At 68.0% G+C, this 18,294-nt stretch carries 14 protein-coding genes; 6 read left to right on the top strand and 8 right to left on the bottom strand.

The features are described 5' to 3' along the window. Positions 1 to 56: 56 nt before the first annotated feature. Positions 57 to 1,112, top strand: coding sequence for a DUF808 domain-containing protein (locus tag WFK61_RS06630; RefSeq protein ID WP_336810749.1), 1,056 nt, complete (start codon positions 57 to 59; stop codon positions 1,110 to 1,112). Between the two features lie 136 nt (positions 1,113 to 1,248). Here the strand turns inward: WFK61_RS06630 and WFK61_RS06625 are convergent, their stop codons facing one another. The 3 genes from WFK61_RS06625 to WFK61_RS06615 all read right to left on the bottom strand — a co-directional run bounded on the left by WFK61_RS06625 (position 1,249) and on the right by WFK61_RS06615 (position 5,137). Next, the gene (locus WFK61_RS06625) at positions 1,249 to 1,929 is read right to left on the bottom strand and encodes a nitroreductase (RefSeq protein WP_257734023.1); all 681 of its coding nucleotides are present in this window, start codon (positions 1,927 to 1,929) and stop codon (positions 1,249 to 1,251) included. 93 nt (positions 1,930 to 2,022) lie between these two features. Then, complete coding sequence (locus WFK61_RS06620; protein WP_336810748.1) at positions 2,023 to 3,408, bottom strand: FAD-binding oxidoreductase; 1,386 nt, start codon at positions 3,406 to 3,408, stop codon at positions 2,023 to 2,025. 19 nt (positions 3,409 to 3,427) lie between these two features. Continuing rightward, positions 3,428 to 5,137: a lysine--tRNA ligase gene (locus WFK61_RS06615; RefSeq protein WP_336810747.1), complete on the bottom strand. Its 1,710-nt coding sequence runs from the start codon at positions 5,135 to 5,137 to the stop codon at positions 3,428 to 3,430. Between the two features lie 217 nt (positions 5,138 to 5,354). On the opposite strand from WFK61_RS06615, the gene WFK61_RS06610 reads away from it, so the two are divergent. After that, positions 5,355 to 6,506: an amidohydrolase gene (locus WFK61_RS06610; RefSeq protein ID WP_442896270.1), complete on the top strand. Its 1,152-nt coding sequence runs from the start codon at positions 5,355 to 5,357 to the stop codon at positions 6,504 to 6,506. Positions 6,507 to 6,509: 3 nt separating this feature from the next. On the opposite strand, the gene WFK61_RS06605 is transcribed toward WFK61_RS06610, so the two are convergent. The 3 genes from WFK61_RS06605 to uxaC form a co-directional block, all read right to left on the bottom strand. Continuing rightward, complete coding sequence (locus WFK61_RS06605) at positions 6,510 to 7,337, bottom strand: transporter substrate-binding domain-containing protein (RefSeq protein ID WP_336810745.1); 828 nt, start codon at positions 7,335 to 7,337, stop codon at positions 6,510 to 6,512. Positions 7,338 to 7,506: 169 nt separating this feature from the next. Beyond that, entirely contained in the window at positions 7,507 to 8,976 is a 1,470-nt protein-coding gene (locus tag WFK61_RS06600) for a mannitol dehydrogenase family protein (protein WP_336810744.1), read from the bottom strand. Further along, positions 8,973 to 10,376, bottom strand: coding sequence for a glucuronate isomerase (gene uxaC / locus WFK61_RS06595; protein WP_336810743.1), 1,404 nt, complete (start codon positions 10,374 to 10,376; stop codon positions 8,973 to 8,975). The genes WFK61_RS06600 and uxaC overlap by 4 nt, the downstream gene beginning before the upstream one ends. Before the next feature lie 177 nt (positions 10,377 to 10,553). Here uxaC and WFK61_RS06590 point away from each other — a divergent pair, with 177 nt between their 5' ends. The 3 genes from WFK61_RS06590 to WFK61_RS06580 all read left to right on the top strand — a co-directional run bounded on the left by WFK61_RS06590 (position 10,554) and on the right by WFK61_RS06580 (position 13,998). Further along, positions 10,554 to 12,044, top strand: coding sequence for an ABC transporter substrate-binding protein (locus WFK61_RS06590; RefSeq protein ID WP_336810742.1), 1,491 nt, complete (start codon positions 10,554 to 10,556; stop codon positions 12,042 to 12,044). 152 nt (positions 12,045 to 12,196) lie between these two features. Further along, positions 12,197 to 13,141 carry an ABC transporter permease gene (locus tag WFK61_RS06585; RefSeq protein ID WP_336810741.1) on the top strand — a complete coding sequence of 315 codons (945 nt, stop codon included), beginning with the start codon at positions 12,197 to 12,199 and terminating at the stop codon, positions 13,139 to 13,141. After that, on the top strand, positions 13,138 to 13,998 hold the full coding sequence (locus WFK61_RS06580) for an ABC transporter permease (RefSeq protein ID WP_336810740.1): 861 nt from the start codon (positions 13,138 to 13,140) through the stop codon (positions 13,996 to 13,998). Before WFK61_RS06585 ends, WFK61_RS06580 begins: the two co-directional genes overlap by 4 nt. Before the next feature lie 6 nt (positions 13,999 to 14,004). On the opposite strand, the gene WFK61_RS06575 is transcribed toward WFK61_RS06580, so the two are convergent. Beyond that, positions 14,005 to 14,565 carry a DUF4337 family protein gene (locus WFK61_RS06575; RefSeq protein ID WP_336810739.1) on the bottom strand — a complete coding sequence of 187 codons (561 nt, stop codon included), beginning with the start codon at positions 14,563 to 14,565 and terminating at the stop codon, positions 14,005 to 14,007. A 117-nt stretch (positions 14,566 to 14,682) separates the two neighbouring features. Beyond that, the gene (locus WFK61_RS06570; RefSeq protein ID WP_442896269.1) at positions 14,683 to 15,609 is read right to left on the bottom strand and encodes a tyrosine recombinase XerC; all 927 of its coding nucleotides are present in this window, start codon (positions 15,607 to 15,609) and stop codon (positions 14,683 to 14,685) included. A gap of 304 nt (positions 15,610 to 15,913) precedes the next feature. Here WFK61_RS06570 and WFK61_RS06565 point away from each other — a divergent pair, with 304 nt between their 5' ends. Next, positions 15,914 to 18,115, top strand: coding sequence for a primosomal protein N' (locus WFK61_RS06565; RefSeq protein ID WP_336810738.1), 2,202 nt, complete (start codon positions 15,914 to 15,916; stop codon positions 18,113 to 18,115). The last annotated feature ends 179 nt before the right edge of the window (positions 18,116 to 18,294 follow it).

Here is an 18,294-nt window from a genome sequence, read left to right as displayed (position 1 = left end):
ATGAGCGAAAACCGCTCTATCCTCGCCTGATCCGATAATTTTCCGAGGAGAGCCGCTTGGCTTCGGGGCTGTTTGCGCTGCTGGACGACGTCGCCGGCATCGCCAAGATCGCGGCGTCTTCCGTCGACGATGTCGTCGCACAGGCCGGCAAGGCCGGAGCCAAGGCTGCCGGCGTGGTGATCGACGATGCCGCGGTGACGCCGCGCTATGCCGTCGGCTTCGCGGCGGCGCGGGAATTGCCGATCATCTGGCGGATCGCGATGGGCTCGCTGCGCAACAAGCTGCTCATCCTGCTGCCGGGCGCGCTCGTGCTGGCGCTGGTCGCGCCCTGGGCGATCACGCCGCTCCTGATGGCCGGCGGTGTCTTCCTCTGCTTCGAGGGCGCCGAAAAGCTCCTGGAGCTGGTCATGCCGCATGGGGCCCATGGCGACGGCAAGGCCGGCGAAGCGACCGGGGATCCGGCGGCGCTGGAACAGCAGAAGATCGCCGGCGCGGTGAAGACGGATTTCATCCTCTCGGCCGAGATCATGGCGATCACGCTGGCCGGCGTCGCCGATCAGTCCTTCTGGATGAAGGCGTCGGTGCTCGCCATCGTCGGCATCGGCATCACCGTCGTGGTCTATGGCGTCGTCGCGCTGATCGTGAAGGCCGACGATGCCGGTATGGCGCTGGCGGCCAACCAACGGCCGGCCGCGAGCCTGCTCGGCCTGCGGCGGCTGGAAGCCGGCGAGGCGGGAACACTCGACCGCGCCCTGTCATGGCTGACGCAGCCCTTCGGGCGCGGCCTCGTCGTCGCCATGCCGCATTTCCTCAACCTGCTCGGCGTGGTCGGCACGGCCGCGATGCTCTGGGTCGGCGGCGGCATCATCATCCACGGGCTGGAAGAATATGGCCTCAACGGCCTTGGCCATGGTGTCCATGATCTCGCGGTCGCAGCAGGGCGCGCTTTGCCGGCAGCACTGGCCGGCGCCGGCGAATGGCTCGCCGGGGCCGCGCTCGCCGCCGTATTCGGCGTGATCGTCGGCGGCCTCACCATCGTCGCGATGCACTGGCTGGTCGGGCCGGTGGTGAAGCTGTTCCGGAAGGATACGCCGGCGCAGACGGGCGCGTAGGCGCTGTTCCGCCTGATCGCAGCGACTTGGCGCCACCTTTGTCATTCCGGGTTCATGCCTGTGGCGTGCCCCGGAATGACAACGGAGGTGCTGACCGGAAGAGATTCCGCGAATGGCCTCGTTTTCGAGCGCCGCCTCAGTCCAGCCAGGTGGTGAAACCCTCGACCGGCTCGCGCTCGGGCACGAGGCGATTGGCCGGCGCGTCGGGGTCGGCCTTGCCGATGGCGATGCCGCAGACCACGACCTCGTCTTCGGGGATTTCGAGCTCGCGCCGCACGATCGGGTGGAATTGCGCGAAGATCGCCTGCGGGCAGGAATCGAGGCCATGGCCTTGCGCGGCGATCAGCAGGGTCTGGATGAACATGCCGAGATCGAGCCAGGAGCCGATCTCCAGATCGCGGTCGATCGTCAGCATCAGCGCGACCGGCGCATCGAAGAAGCGCAGATTGGCGGCCGTCTGGCGCTTCATGCCCTCGGTGTCGCCCTTGACGACGCCGAGCAGGCTGTAGAGGTCCCAGCCGACCTTGCGGCGGCGCGCCAGATAGGGCTCGCGGAACTGCGCGGGATAGTAGCGGTATTCCTCGACGCCGGGGCGCCCGCCGGCATCGAGCGCGCCGAGCAGCGCGGCTTCGAGGCGTGCGCGTGATTGCGGGCCGATGACCCGGAGCTTCCACGGCTGCATATTGGTGCCGGAAGGAGCCTGCGCCGCCAGATCGATCAGGCGGCGGACGAGGGCGGGCTCGACCGGATCGGGCAGGAAGGCGCGGATGGCGCGACGCGCGCGGATGGCACGCTCGATGGCTTGGTCAGGCGTCATCTCGTCGATCATGCCCTGCGCATTCCTCGATCCGTCATGGCACATGAGTCTGGCAGAGCTGATCGTTCGGCGCCATAGCCCTAAAGTCGCCGCTCAGGCCGGCAGGATGCGCCCGCGATTGAGGATGTTGCCGGGATCGAGCGTGCGCTTCAGCGTCGTCATCAGCGCGAGCTCGGCATCCGAGCGGCTCATTCCGAGATAGGGCCGCTTCAGCACGCCGACGCCATGCTCGGCCGAGATGCTGCCCTGCTTCTCGCGGACCAGCTCGTAGACGATCTCGGCGAAACCGGAGAGATCGCCGGTCTCGTCGTGGAGCGAGAGATGCAGGTTGCTGTCGGCGAGATGGCCGAAGACGATCGGGAAGGCCGTGGCACTGCGCGCCTTCACCCGCTGGCGCAGCAGCGCGACCGCATCGGCCATCGAGCCCAAGGGAATGCTGACGTCGAAATGAACGCCGGGCGGCAGGTCGCGGTAGAACTCGTAATTCGCCTCGCGATAGGCCCAGAAGCGCTGCCGGTCGCGGCCCGATTGCGCGATTAGGGCATCGTTCAGCAGGCCTTCCTCCGCCAGCTCGGCCAAGGCTTCCGCGAAGGTCTCCTCGCCCGTGCTGCCCGGCCCCATCGCGGCCTCGATGACGAGAACAAGCTCGGGCTCGCCGGCGAAGGGAACGGGCAGACCACCCTGTTCGGTCGCGGCCTTCATGTATTCCGACCACATCGCCTCGAAGGCGAGCAGGCCGCCGCCGAGCCTGCCTTCGAGACGGTTGAGTGCTGCGAGCGCCTGGGCGACGCTGCCGGCGGCGCAGAGCGCCGTCTGCGTGCCGGTGACCGCCGGCTGCAAGGCGAGCAGCACACGGGTGACGACGCCGAGCGTGCCCTCGCTGCCGATGAAGAGCTGCGTCCAGTCATAGCCGGCATTGTTCTTCACCACCTTCTTGAGATGGCTGACGATGCGGCCGTCGGCCATCACCGCTTCGAGGCCTAGCACGTTGCGGCGGGTCATGCCGTAGCGCAGCACCTGCACGCCGCCGGCATTGGTGGCGACATTGCCGCCGATGGTGCAGGTCCCGCGCGCGCCGAGATCGACGCCATACATGAAGCCGGCAGCCGCGGCCTTCTCCTGCACGACCGCGAGCGGCGTGCCGGCGAGCACGGTCATGGTCCGCGTCACCGGGTCGATCTCCTCGACGCCGGCCATCCTTTCGAGCGAGAGAGCGACTTCGCCGGCCTGCGGCGCGGCGCCGCCGGCGAGGCCGGTCATGCCGCCCTGGACGACGACGGGGAGCGCATGCCGCGAGCAGATCGCCAGCACCGCGGCGATCTCCTGGGTCGTCCTGGGCATGACGAGGAGGGCCGGCAGGCCCTCTTCGGTCTTGGAGGCGTCCTTGCGGTTGCGGGCAGGGATCGCCTCGCCGCTGCGAAGGTTGCCGGAGCCAACCACCTCCGCCAGCGCCGCGAGCGCGTCGTCGGGAATGGTCATGGCAGGCTCCGTCGATTCGTCAGTCGGCTTTGCGCGCCGCAAGGAAGGCGGCGTGTTCCTTGACCAGATCGCCAGCCAGCGCCTTGGCGATCAGGGCGCGGGTATTGGGCAGGCCGTAGATCGCGGCGAAGGAGCCGAAGCGCGGGCCCTGCTCCTCGCCGAACATCACCTGATAGATCGCCTTCCACCAGTCGCCGGACACGCCCGGCCGCTCCGGCGTCGCGTTCTTGGCGGTGAGGTTCTGGTAGCGCGGGATGGCGCGGGCGACATCGAGCGCCGTATCCTGGACCATCTCGGGCGTCGGATCGGCCGGCAGGGCGGCCAAGGCGGCGTCGAGCTTGGTGAAGGCGTCGCGCTCGACCTCGTCGGCCGGGCGATAATTCTTCGCCGGCTTCACGAAATCGCGGAAATAGGCGATCGCATAGCCGACCAGCGCATCGAGGCGCGGGTGCGTCTCGGGCGACATCCCCGGCGCATAGCGCTGGAGGAAGCCCCAGAGCACGGCCTTGTCCTCGGAATTCGCGACGGCGACGAGGTTCATCAGCAGGCCGAAGGTGACCTGCGTGCGGACCGCGTTGTCTCCCTCGCCCGAGGCGATGACCTCCGGCGCCGGCGGGTTGCCGGCATGGATGTGCCAGACCGGGTTGCCGAGCCGGTTCTTCCAGTCCTGCTTCTCGTAGCCGCCGAGGAACTGGAGATACTCGTCGACGGCGCGCGGGATCACGTCGAAGTGGAGCTTCTTGGCCTCGCGCGGGCGCTGGAACATATAGAGCGCCAGGCTTTCCGGTGGGCCATAAGTCAGCCAGTCCTCGATGGTCAGGCCGTTGCCCTTCGACTTCGAGATCTTCTGGCCCTGCTCGTCCAGGAAGAGCTCGTAGTTGAAGCCCTCCGGCGGGGTGCCGTCGAGCGCCCGGGCGATCTGCGAGGAGACCTTGACCGAGTCGATCAGGTCCTTGCCGGCCATCTCGTAATCGACGCCGAGCGCGACCCAGCGCATCGCCCAGTCAGGCTTCCACTGCAGCTTCACATGGCCGCCGGTGACCGGCGATACGAAGCGCTCCTTCGTGTCCGGGTCGGTCCAGGCGATGGTGCCGGCCTCGACATCGACCTCGTCGATCGGCACCTGCATGACGATGCGGGTCTTCGGGTGGATCGGCAGGAAGGGCGAATAGGTCGCGGCCCGCTCCTCGCGCAGCGTCGGCAGCATGATCTTCATCATGGCGTCGTAGCGGGCGAGCATCTTGAGCAGCGTCGCATCGAACTCGCCGGCACGGTACGAGTCGGTCGAGGACTTGAACTCGTAGTCGAAGCCGAAGCTGTCGAGGAAGGCGCAGAGCCGCGCGTTGTTGTGGCGGCCGAACGAGTCATGCGTGCCGAACGGGTCCGGCACCTCGGTCAGCGGCTTGCCGAGATTGGCGGCGAGCAGCTCCTTGTTCGGCACGTTGTCCGGCACCTTGCGCAGGCCGTCCATGTCGTCGGAGAAGGCGACGAGCCGGGTCGGGATCGTGTTGCCGGTCAGGACCTGGAAGGCGTGGCGGACCATCGAGGTGCGCGCGACCTCGCCGAAGGTGCCGATATGCGGCAGGCCCGAGGGGCCATAGCCGGTCTCGAAGATCACCGATTTCTTACCCGTTTTCTCGATGCGGGCCACGAGCTTGCGCGCCTCCTCGAACGGCCAGGCGGCCGAACGCTGGGCGGCGTCAACGAGGGCTGCGTCGAAGGCGGGCATGAGGGGCGGTGTCCTCTCCTGAGTGAGAAAGCGGTATCGCAAAAGCGAAGAAGGGGCTTTCGCAGATTGCGAAGGCCGCCGTCAATGCGAGAAGGCGCTTGAGATGCGGCAAACGAGGGTGCGGCCCTCGTGCAAAGCGCCTTGCCGGCTCGGCATGACCGTATAGGGTCTGCCTCGCCTTTTTCCAGTTCGATTGCGCCTTGAAAGGATGCCCGCCTTGGACCGCGACCTGCTCGACAAGCTGACCGCCTGGCGACGCCATCTCCATGCCCATCCCGAACTCGGGCGCCAGGAGAAGATGACCAGCGCCTTCGTGCAGGAAAAGCTGACCGAGCTCGGCGTGCCCTTCGTCGCCAATGTCGGCGGCTACGGCGTGGTGGCGACGCTGACGAAGGGCGCCTCCGAGCGCACGGTCGGCCTGCGCGCCGACATGGACGCGCTGCCGATCCAGGAGGTCAACGATCTCCCCTACAAGTCGAAGACGCCCAATGTGATGCATGCCTGCGGCCATGACGGCCACACCACCTCGCTGCTCGGCGCGGCGGCGCTGCTCAAGGCCGACGAGGGCTGGAGCGGCACGGTGCAGTTCGTCTTCCAACCGGCGGAAGAGGGCACGGGCGGCGCGCTCGCCATGCTCGCCGATGGCGTTCTGGAGCGCTTCCCGATGGAGCGTGTCTTCGCGCTGCATAACTGGCCGGGCCTCGCGGCCGGCACCGTCGCCGTGCATCGCGGGCCGGTGATGTCCGAGCCCGGGCGATTCAAGATCACGCTGACCGGTAAGGCAGGCCACGCGGCGCTGCCGGAGCAGACCCATGACCCGATCGTGGCGATGGGGCATCTGATCGTCGCCTTGCAAACAATCGTCTCGCGCAATGTCGACCCGATGGAATCGGCGGTGGTCTCGATCGGCCAGGTCCATGGCGGGCTCGCCTCCAACCAGATCCCGACCAATGTCTTCATCGAGGGCACGTTCCGCACCTTCGTGCCGGCAGTGCGCGACCGCCTGCTCGCGCGGCTCAAGGGCATTGCCGAGAACATCGCCGCGACCTTCGAGATGACCGCCGCGATCGAGTTCACCTATGGCGTCGCCACGATCAACACGCCTGCGGAAGAGGACATGGCCGCTGCTGCCGGCGAGGCCGCCGGCCTGCCCGTCCGGCGCGACATGAAGGCGAGCACCACCGGCGAGGATTTCGCCTATTTCCTGGAGAAGCGCCCCGGCTGCTACATCTGGATGGGCAACGGCCCGTCGGTTAACGGCGGCGACCTGCACAACGACCGCTACAACTTCAACGACGAGATCCTGCCGGCGGCTTCCGGCTGGCTCGCCGCGGTGGCGAAGCAGGCGCTGGCCAGCAACGCGCCCTGACGATCAATACGGGCTGACCGGGAAGAAGCGCAGATAGAGGCGGGCATAGGTCCCGTCGTCCCAGAGACCCTGCAGCGCGTAGTCGATGGCGCGCTTCAGGGCAGGATCGTCCTTGCGCAGCAGGAAGGCGACGCCCTCGCCGAAATAGCGGCTTTCGAGATAGGGCCCGCCCGAGAAGGCGAACTCGCCGCCGCTGCCGGCGAGCGCCAGCGACAGGGCCACGCCGTCGCCGAAGACGTACTCCGCCTCGCCGCTGCGGAGCGCCGCGATCGCGGCATTCACATTGGCGCTTTCGCGACGCTGCACGAAGGGCATGAGCCGTTCGAGGAAGGCGAGATGCGCCGTGCCGGCAACGACCGCGACGCGCCGCCCCTGAAGCGCCGCGCCGTCGAGGGCTGCCCGCGCATTGCCGCGCGTGGTGATGAAGCGGGCGGGCGCGCGGAAATAGAGATGGCTGGCGGCGAAGCGCTCGCGCAGGGCCGGCGTCAGGTTCATCGCGGCGGCGAGCACGTCGCCACGGCCTTCGGCCAGCGAGTCGGCCAGCGTGTCGAAGCGGCGCGGCTGGATCGTGCAGGTCCAGGCCAGCTTGTCGCAAGCGGCACGGGCGAGCTCGACCGAGAAGCCGGTCAGCGCGCCGTCCGGCCCGGCGAAATGGAAAGGCGGGTAATCGTCATCGGCGAGGAAGCGCACGACGCGGGGCGGGCCGGGCTCAGGCCGGTCGAGCCGGATGCGCGGGTCCCAGAGATTGGGGATCGCGATGCGCGGCGGCTCCTGCGCCAGGGCGGTGGCGGCGATGAGGAGCGAGACCGCAAGAGTGAGCGCGCGAAGCATCGCGCCTATCTGGCGCGGGATGGAGGCGTGGATCAAGGGGGCCCGCCGCCCACAGCGGCCATGCTCGACGTCATGGTCGGGCCTGTCCCGACCATCCATGTCTTCGTTGGTCGAAGATCGTGTCCAAGACGTGGATGCTCGCCACAAGGGCGAGCATGACGATGGAGGCTCAGCCCAAGCTTGCCGCCGTCGCCTTCGCGCCGTTATCGAGGAGCGAGGCGAGATGAGCGGTCAGCGGTTTTGTAAACCGAAGGTCGCCCGGCAGGTCGGCCCCGAAAATCGCCTCGATCCCGGTCAACGCGGCGACCAGCGCCTTGGCATCGCGCCCGGCGGCTTCCGTGCGGCGCTTCAGCTCGGCGGCGAGCGGGTCGCGCACGTCGATGGCGGCGCCCTTCTCGTCAGTGCCGGTGACGTAACGCATCCAGGCGGCGACGCCGAGCGCGAGGTGGTCGATTCCGGCGCCGGCCTTCAGCCGTTCGCGGATGGTGCCGAGCAGGCGCTGCGGCAGCTTCTGCGAGCCGTCCATGGCGATCTGCCAGGTGCGGTGGCGGATCGCCGGGTTCTGGAAGCGGACGAGCAGCGCCTTGGCGTAGTCCGCCAGCACGACGCCCTGCGGTGCCGGCACGGTCGGGATGATCTCGGCCCAGAGACCTTGCAGGAAACGGGCGAGGATGGGATCGCCGCTGGCCTCGGCGACCGTCTCATGGCCGGCGAGATAGCCGAGATAGGCGAGCGAGGAATGCGCGCCGTTGAGCATGCGCAGCTTCATGAACTCGAACGGCGCGACCTCCGAGACCATCTGCGCGCCGACGTCGTGCCAATCCGGGCGGCCGTTGGCGAAGACGTCCTCGATTGCCCATTGCCGGAAGGGCTCGCCGATGACGGGGGCGGCATCCTCGGAGCCGACCAGCCGGGCCACCTCGGCGATATCGGCATCGGTCGTGGCGGGGACGATCCGGTCGACCATCGTCGCCGGGAAGGCGCCGTTGGACTCGATCCAGGCGGCGAGCTTGTCGTCGATGAGCGCCGCGAAATCTCGGACGAGGCCGCGCAGGACATGGCCGTTGGAGGGCAGGTTGTCGCAGCAGAGAGCCGTGAACGGCCCCAGGCCGGCAGCGCGGCGCGCCCTCAGCCCGGCGACGAGGATGCCGACGGCCGAGCGCGGCGCCTGCGGGTTGGCGAGGTCGTGGACGATGTCGGGATGATCGGCCTTGAGCCGGCCGGTCGCCGGATCGTGGCAATAGCCCTTCTCGGTGACGGTGAGCGAGACGATCCGGGTCTCGGGCGCGGCCAGCCTCGCGACGAGCGCGGATGGGCTTTCAGGCGCGACGAGAACGTCGAGCACCGAACCGATGACGCGCAGTTCCGGCCCGGCCGGGGCGAGCTTGAGCAGGGTATAGAGCCCATCCTGCGGCTTCAGTTTGTCGCGCTGGTCGGGGCGCTGGAGGCTGGCGCCGACGATGCCCCAGGCGCCGAAGCGCTTCTCCAGCGCGTCCTCGGTATATTCGGCGAGGTGGCCGCGGGCGAAGGCGCCGAGGCCGAGATGGACGATGCCGGGCTTGAGGGCCGAGCGGTCATAGGCCGGGCGGCGGACGGAGGCCGGCAATCCGGCGAGCGTGGCGGCGGAGAGGCGGGTCACAGCTTGTAGGCCTCCTTGGCGAGGCGATAGGCGAGGTCATAGGCGACCTCGGCCGCCTCGTCCTCTTCCAGCCGGTGCTCGGCGACGAGCTTGGCGAGATAGGCGCAGTCGACGCGGCGCGCGACGTCGTGCCGGGCGGGGATCGAGAGATAGGCGCGGGTGTCGTCGTTGAAGCCGACGGTGTTGTAGAAGCCGGCCGTCTCGGTCGTCAGCTCGCGGAAGCGCAACATCGCTTCCGGCGCATCGAGGAACCACCAGCCCGGCCCGAGCCGCAGCGCCGGATAATGCCCGGCGAGAGGGGCGAGTTCGCGCGAATAGACGGTCTCGTCGAGGGTGAAAGCGATGACGGTGAGGTTGGGCTCATTGCCGACCGCGTCGAGCAGCGGCTTCAGCGCTTCCACGTAGTTCGTCTCGGTCGGGATATCGCAGCCCATGTCGCGGCCGAAATGCTCGAACAGGACGGGGTTGTGATTGCGCCAGGAGCCGGGGTGGATTTGCAGGACGAGCCCGTCATCGAGGCTCATCTTGGCCATTTCGGTCAGCATCTGGCCGCGGAACAGGTCGGCATCCTTGGTCGAGACCTTGCCCTTCAGGACCTTGGCATAGAGTTTTTCCGCATCCGCATCCGAGAGATTGGCGGTGCGGGCCGTGGCATGGCCGTGGTCGGAGGAGGTGGCGCCGCGCTCCTTGAAATAGGCGCGCCGCTTGCGGTGGGCGGCGAGATAGCCGGTCCAGCTGCCGATATCCTCAGCCGTCAGTTCGCCCAGTTTTTCCAGATTGTCGGCGAAGCCCTCGAATTCCGGATCGACGACGCTGTCGGGGCGATAGGCCGTGACGACCTTGCCGTCCCAGCCGGAATTGCGGGCCATGTCGTGCCAGCGGAGATCGTCGAGCGCGCCCTCGGTCGTGCTGATCGCCTCGATGTTGAAGCGCTTGAACAGGGCGCGCGGGCGCAGCTCGGGCTCCTCCAGCTTCGCGGCGATCCTGTCGTAGATCTTGTCGGCATTCTCAGGCGTCAGGCGCTCGTTGATACCGAAGACGGTCGAGGTCGCGTGCTCGAACCAGAGCCGCGTCGGCGTGCCCCGGAACAGGTGCCAGTGATCGGCGAAGAGCTTCCAGATCTTGCGCGGATCGGTCTCGACGGGCCCGCCATCCCTTCTGTTGATGCCGAGCTGTTCCAGCCGGACGCCCTGCGAATAGAGCATGCGGAAGATATAATGGTCCGGCTTGACGAAGAGGGTCGCCGGATCGGGAAAGGCGTTGTCCTCGGCATACCAGCGCGGATCGGTATGGCCGTGCGGCGAGATGATCGGCAGGTCGCGGACCGTGGCGAAGAGCCGGCGCGCGATGCCGCGCGTCACCGGATCGGCGGGAAAGAGGCGATCGTCGTGCAGCAGCATGGGCATCTCCATCGGTCGCACCGATCTCTAGAGCCGGGCGCGGCAGGGGTCAATCGTCTGGTATACTAGTGCGCCAGATGGCGGCTTTTGCCCAACGGGGATTGCGGTGCGGGCGGGCTTGCGCTCGCTGCGTTTCCCGCGCCATCTTCGCGCCGCAACGACATCGGAGCGATGGACATGACGACGCGGCGTGAACTCCTGGCAGGGGCGGGACTGGCAGCGCTGGCGGCGCAGCTCCCCGTCGTCGCGCTGGCCCAGGCGAAGGACAGCGTCACGATCGCCCAGACGCTGGAGCCGCCGACGCTGGACCCGACCTCCGGCGCCGCGCAGGCGATCCGCGAGGTCACGCTGCAGAACATCTTCGAGGGTCTGGTCAAGATCGACCGCACCGGCAAGCTGCAGCCCTGCCTCGCCGAGAGCTGGCAGATCGCCGACGACAACATGACCTATCGCTTCAAGCTGCGGCAGGGCGCCAAGTTCCACGACGACACGCCCTTCACGTCCGAGCAGGTGAAGTTCTCGTTCGAGCGCGCAGTCGCGGCCGATTCGACCAATGCCCAGCGCCAGCTCTTCACGCCGATCGCCGAGATCACGACGCCGGACCCGGCGACCGTGGTGATCAAGCTGAAGCAGCCGACGGCGAATTTCCTCTTCGGCCTCGCTTGGGGCGATGCGGTGATCGTGGCGCCGGCGAGCGCCGCCAACAACAAGACCAACCCGGTCGGCACCGGCCCGTTCAAATTCGTGCGCTGGAACCGCGGTGACCGGCTCGAGCTCGCCCGCAACGACAGCTACTGGGGCGAGAAGCCGGCCCTGGCCAAGGCCACCTTCCGCTTCATGTCGGATCCGCAGGCGCAGTTCGCAGCGCTGCGGGCCGGCGATGTCGACGCCCATACCAATCTTTCGGCGCCGGAGGCCGTGCCGCAGCTCAAGGCCGATGCCAAGCTCAAGGTCACGATCGGCGGCACCGAGGGCGAGACGGTGCTCGCCACCAACAATGCCAAGCCGCCCTTCGACAATCTCAAGGTCCGGCAGGCCATCGCGCACGCGCTCGACCGCAAGACCATCGCGCTCGGCGTCTACGGCTTCGACGTCAACCTGATCGGCAGCCATTTCTCGCCGCTGCATCCGGCCTATGTCGATCTGACCGGGACTTATCCTTACGACCCCGCCAAGGCCAAGGCGCTGCTCAAGGAGGCCGGCTTCCCGAACGGTTTCAACTGCACGCTGAAGCTGCCGCCGCCCTCCTATGCCCGCCGCTCCGGCGAGATCGTCGCGGCGCTGCTCGCGCAGGTCGGCATCAATGCGGCGATCGAGCCGCTGGAATTCCCGCAATGGCTGGAGCGCGTCTTCCGCAACAAGGATTACGACCTCAGCATCATCGCCCATACCGAGCCGCTCGACATCGATATCTACGCCCGCGACACCTACTACTTCCAGTACAAGAACCCCGAGTTCAACGCGCTGATGGCGAAGATCGCGGTGACCTTGCCGGAAGCGGAGCGCAACGCGCTCTACAAGCAGGCGCAGGAGAAGCTGGCGCGTGACGCGGTCAACGGCTTCCTCTTCATCCTGCCCAAGATCACGGTGGCGAATGCCGCGCTGGAGGGCATGTGGACCGACTGGCCGCTGCCGGTGACGCCGCTGGCGGAATTGCGCTGGCGGTGAGGTTATCCATAGACCCAACCGGGTCATCCCGGGCGACCGGAGGGAGACCCGGGATCCATGCCTGAACCTTTGCCGGAAATGCTCCGGCATGGATCCCGGATCGGCGCGGCTGCGCCGCTTGTCCGGGATGACCGTGCGGAGAGGTATCGGTCGTGATCGGCTACATCCTGCGCCGGCTCGTCGCGCTGGGCCTGACCCTGTTCGCGGCGGCGCTGGTCATCTTCGTCGTGCTCGAAATCCTGCCGGGCGACCCGGCGGCGGTGACGCTCGGCCTGAACGCCGCGCCCGAGGCGCTGGCCGCACTGCGAGCCGAGATGGGGCTCGACAAGCCGGCGGCGCTGCGCTTCTTCCTCTGGCTCGGCGGGCTCGTCACCGGCGATCTCGGCCAGAGCTATACCTATCGCGTGCCGGTGCTGCAGCTCATCACTGAGCGCATGGCGGTGACGCTGCCGCTCGCGCTGATGGCGATCGCATTGGCGACTGCGATCGGCATCCCGCTCGGCATGCTCGCGGCTTCGCGTCATGGCCGGCTCGCCGATGCCGGCGTCATGGCCTTCGCGCAGGCCGGGCTCGCCATCCCGAATTTCTGGTTCGGCCTGCTGCTCGTACTCGTCTTCGCGGTCGGGCTCGGCTGGCTGCCGGCCGGCGGTTTTCCGGGCTGGCAGGCGGGGATCGGCGTTTCGTTGAAGGCGCTTCTCATGCCGGCACTGGCGCTCGCCCTGCCGCAGGCGGCGATCATCGCGCGGGTGACGCGGTCCTCGATGCTCGACACGCTGCAGGAGGATTTCGTCCGCACCGCCCGCGCCAAGGGGCTGAGCGAGAGCACGACGATGCGCCGGCACGCCTTGCGCAACGCGCTGATCCCGGTGGTCACCATCCTGGGTTTGCAATTCTCGGTCTTGATTGCCGGAGCGATCATCATCGAGAACGTCTTCGCCCTGCCGGGGCTGGGGCGGCTGGTCTTCCAGGCCATCGCCCAGCACGATCTGATCGTGGTCAAGGACCTCGTCATGCTCTTCGCGGGACTGGCGATCCTGATCAATTTCGCGGTCGAACTGCTTTACGGGCTGATCGATCCGCGGCTGAGGCAGTCATGAGCGCGGTCGAGGACAAGGCGCCGGGGGGCAAGCGGCACTGGTGGCTCGCGCCTTCCTTCGTGATCGGCGTGGTGCTGGCGACGCTTGTCGTCGCGGCGGCGCTGCTCTCTTACGTCTGGACGCCCTACCAGCCGACGCAGATGATGATTCTGAACCGGCTGAAGGGCCCGTCCGCCGCGAACTGGTTCGGCACCGACCAGTTCGGCCGCGACGTCTTTTCGATGATCATGGTCGGCGCGCGCAATTCGCTGGCGGTGGGGCTCGGCGCCGTCGGCATCGGCATGGTCGCGGGCACGACGCTGGGGCTGGTCGCATCCGTCCGGCGCGACGGCATCCTCGACCACATCATCATGCGCACGGCCGATTTCACCCATGCCTTCCCGGCCGTGCTGACGGCGATCATGATGACCGCGATCGCCGGCCCCGGCATGCTCAACGCGATCGTCGCGATCGCCGTCCTGAACCTGCCCTATTTCGCGCGGCTGGCGCGCGGCGCGGCCTTGCAGGTCTGGGCGCAGGATTTCATTCAGGCGGCGCGGGCGGCCGGCCTGAACAACCGGCAGATCACGCTGCGCCATGTCCTGCCGAATATCGCCGGCATCCTCGTCGTGCAGGCGACGATCCAGTTCGCGCTTGCGGTCCTGGCCGAGGCCGGGCTGTCCTATCTCGGATTGGGCACGCAGCCGCCGAATCCCTCCTGGGGACGGATGCTCAACGAGGCGCAGACCTTCATGGCGGCGCAGCCCTGGCTCGCGATATTTCCGGGCGCCGCGATCGCCTTGACCGTGCTCGGCTTCAACCTGCTGGGGGACGGCTTGCGCGATGCGGTCGATCCGCGTCTGCGCCGGGCCCGGTAAAGCCCGTCAGAACAGAGCGGTCGGCGCGAACTGGGCCAGCGCCATCAGCGCGATGCCGGCGAGGCCGAGCAGGCCACCGGTGAGGGCGAGCAGGCCGACGCCGGTGATGATCGCGGCCGACGAGATGACGATGGCGATCTGGATCAGGCCCGACGCGATGTCGAACTTGTCGTCGCGGGCAGCGGCGATGTCGCGCTGGGCCTCGGCCGCCTTGGCGCGGGCGGCGAGTTCCTTGCGGCCCTCGTTGGTCTCCGGCTCGGAATCATAGCGCGCGACGGTCTGCTTCCAGCTGTCGATGCGCTTGCTCAGGCGCTGCCGGGCAGCTTCGTCGGTGACGCCGGCGAGCTCGACTTCCATCGCCTCGGCGGCGGTGCGCACGGTCGTGCCGCGGATCGTCTTGGCCTGGAAGAAGGCCCAGAGATTGGAGGCCTCGATATTCTTCGCGACCGCCTCCTGCTCGGCATTCTTGCCGCCGATCTCGGAGAAGGCGAGCGTGAGCGCGAGCAGCGCGATCAGCAGCGCGACACGCTTGTTGCCGCCCTGGGGCGTTTCGACGGAAGCGGACACGAATCACCTCGCAGGGCCATGGTGGCGGCGCTGTTTAAGGCTTTCCGATAAGTCAGCAAGATGTCGGATCGCCCTGCGTCCTGACGGACGCAAGATGGCGTTCCGTTCTCCCTCCCGTCAGCGCCCGGCGCGCGGATGGGCGGCGTCATAGGCGGCCATCAGGCGGGCGGAGTCGATGCGGGTGTAGATCTGCGTCGTCGAGAGCGAGGCGTGGCCGAGCAGTTCCTGGATGGCGCGGAGATCGCCGCCACGCCCCAGGAGATGCGTCGCGAAGGAATGGCGCAGGGAATGGGGCGTGGCCGAGGATGGCAGGCCGAGCGCGCCGCGCAAGCCCTCGACCGCGAGCTGGATGATGCGGGGTGAGAGCGGGCCGCCCTTGGCGCCGACGAAGAGTGGGCCTTCCGGCGGCAGGCGCCAGGGGCAGAGCTTGAGATACTCGGCGATGGCGGCGATCACGACGGGCAGCACGGGAACCATCCGCGTCTTGCTGCCCTTGCCGATGACGGTGAGCGTATCGCCGGCCTGAAGCGGAGCCTGGGTGCGGGCGAGCGAGAGCGCCTCCGATATGCGCAGGCCGCTGCCATAGAGCAGGCCGAGCACGGCGGCGTCGCGGGCGAGTATCCATTGCTCGCGTTCCTCGCCGGCACGGGTATCGGCCTGGGTGACGGCGCGGGCGGCCGAGGGTTCGAGCGGGCGCGGCAGCGACTTGCCGAGGCGCGGGCCGCGTGTCGCCGCGAAGGCGGCGGCGGTGAGCTTGCCCTGGCGCTCGCCGAAGCGGGCGAAGGAGCGCAGCGCCGCGAGCTGGCGCATCAAGGTGCGGTTGCCGACATTGTCGCGACGGCGCTGGCCGAGGAAGGCGCGCAGATCGACGGGCTTGAGCGCGGCGATGTCTGCCAGCGAGGGCGCGCCGCCGAGATGCCCGGTGAGGAAAGCGTGGAACTGGCCGAGATCGCGCGCATAGGCTTCCAGCGTCTTCGGCGAGAGGCGCCGCTCGGCCGCGAGGTGCGAAAGCCAGTCCCGCCGGAAGGAGTCGAAGTCGGTCATCGCTGCAGCTATTCCGTCATGGTCGGGCTTGTCCCGACCATCCACGTCTTGGCTGGTCGAGGTCTGTGTTCAAGACGTGGATGCTCGCCACAAGGGCGAGCATGACGGGGCGATCCAGGATCGACCATGACGCTCCCGCCTTAACAGGTCGCGAATCGGTGCTAGACACTGGCGAACGAAACACGTGGTCATCCCGGACAAGCCGTGTGAGCGGCGCCGATCCGGGATCCATGCCTGAACCGTTCCGGCATGGATTCCGGGTCTTCCTTCGGTCGCCCGGGATGACACGGCAATATTTGTGGCGATGGCGCAGTTCGATCTGATCGACGATACGGAAGAGACGGGGCAGGGCGGCACGGTCGATGTGCTGATCCCGCTCGGGCTCGACCAGGCCTATAGCTATGCCGTGCCGGCCGGGCTCGTGCTCAGGCCGGGCGATGTCGTGCAGGTGCCGCTGGGGCCGCGCGAGACCGTCGGCGTGGTCTGGGATGTCGGCAGCGGACGCGGCGGCAACCTCAAGAAGGTCACCGAAAAATACGACATGCCGCCGCTCGATCCGGCGCTGCGCAAGCTCGTCGACTGGGTGGCCTGGTACACGCTGGCGCCGAAAGGTTCGGTGCTGGCGCTGGCCTTGCGCCGGCAGCCTGACGATACGCCCGAGCGGCCGAAGCTGGGGGTGAGGCTCGCCGGGGGGCCTCCCGGCCGCATGACCCCGGCCCGGGCGCGGGCCATCGCAGCGGCCGAGGGCGGGTTGCTGATCGCAAAATCGGCGCTGGCGGAAGCGGCCTCGGTGAGCGCGGCAGTGATCGATTCCCTCGTCGATGCCGGCACTTTCATCGTCGAGCCCATGCCGCGCGAGGCGATCGCGGCCTTGCCCGATCCCGACCATGCCGTGCCGGAACTCTCCGAAGGGCAGAGCGAGGTCGCGCAGGCGCTGGTCAAGTCGGTGCAGGCGAAGGTCTTCGGCGTCTCGCTGCTCGAGGGCGTCACCGGTTCCGGCAAGACCGAGGTCTATTTCGAGGCGGTCGCCGAGGCGATCCGGCTCGGCCGGCAGAGCCTCATCCTGATGCCGGAGATCGCGCTGACGGCGCAGTTCATCGACCGGTTCGAGGCGCGCTTCGGCGTCCGGCCGGGCCTCTGGCATTCGGCGGTGACCGGCCGCAAGCGCGAGCGGCTGCAGGCGGCGATCGCATCGGGCGAGGCCAAGGTGGTAGCCGGCGCCCGCTCGGCCCTGTTCCTGCCCTATAGCGATCTCGGCCTGATCGTCGTCGATGAGGAGCATGAGAGCGCCTACAAGCAGGAGGACGGCGTCTCCTATCATGCCCGCGACATGGCGGTGGTGCGGGGGCGGATCGAGAATGCGCCGGTCGTGCTCGCTTCCGCGACGCCCTCGCTGGAGACCCGCGTCAATGCCGAGCGCGGGCGCTATGCCCATCTCAAGCTGCCGGAGCGCTTCGGCGGGCGCGAATTGCCGCAGCTCGGCCTCGTCGATCTGCGCCGCGACAAGCCGGAACGGGGACGCTGGCTCTCGGGTGCGCTGATCAAGGCGGTCGAGGCCAATCTGGAGGCGAAGGAGCAGTCGCTGCTCTTCCTCAACCGGCGCGGCTATGCGCCTCTGACGCTCTGCCGCGATTGCGGCCATCGCTTCCAGTGCCCGAACTGTTCGGCCTGGTTGGTCGACCATCGCTTCCGGCGGGCGCTGGTCTGCCATCATTGCGGCCATGTCGAGCGCCGGCCGCATGAATGCCCAGCCTGCCACAAGCCCGAGAGCCTGATCGCCTGCGGGCCGGGCGTCGAGCGGCTCGCCGAGGAGGTCGCGACGCTTTTTCCACAGGCACGTTCGATCGTCCTCTCCAGTGATTTTCCGGGTGGGACAGAGCGGCTGAAGCAGGAGCTGATGGCCGTGGCCGAGGGCGAATTCGACATCGTCATCGGCACGCAGCTCGTCGCCAAGGGCCATAATTTTCCAGGGATGACGCTGGTCGGCGTGATCGATGCCGATCTTGGCCTCACGTCCGGCGATCCGCGCGCGGCGGAGCGGACCTTCCAGGCGCTCAGGCAGGTTACTGGCCGCGCAGGGCGGGGCGAGAAGCCCGGCCGCGCCCTGCTTCAGACGCATGACCCCGAGCATCCCGTGCTGAAAGCCCTGATCTCGGGCGATCCGGAGCGGTTTTATGCCGCAGAGGAGGCTTCGCGAGAGGCGGCGGGTCTGCCGCCCTTCGGGCGACTAGCGGCGCTGATCGTCTCCGCCAACAGCCAGGCCGAGGCGGAAACCCACGCCAGAGCGCTGGCCCGCTGTGCCGAGGCAAGCGACGGAATCATGGTGCTGGGGCCGGCGGAAGCGCCGCTCGCGGTGCTGCGCGGGCGCCATCGCATGCGCCTGATCGTCAAGACGGCGCGCGAGATCAACCTGCAGGATTACCTGCGCGGCTGGCTGAAACGGGCACCCCGGCCCAAGGGCTCGGTCAAGGTCGCGGTCGATGTCGATCCGCAAAGCTTCCTTTGAACGGCTGAAAGGCGCGGCAAAATCGCCGCTTATGAAGGGCAATCAGCGATTGCGCGGCCCGGAACCACATGCTAGTGCACCGCCACATTTCGGTCGCGAAGTCGTCTTGCCGGCTTTGCGCCTATGATACTCGCAGCGTCGGGACCATGCACTCCACCTTCGTCCTGAAGGTCGCCGGT

Source organism: Allobosea sp. MMO-172 (assembly GCF_037147855.1).
In the GTDB taxonomy this organism is placed as follows: domain Bacteria; phylum Pseudomonadota; class Alphaproteobacteria; order Rhizobiales; family Beijerinckiaceae; genus Allobosea.
The sequence above is the reverse complement of the archived record's forward strand: the minus strand, read 5'-3'. Positions and strand labels throughout refer to the sequence as shown.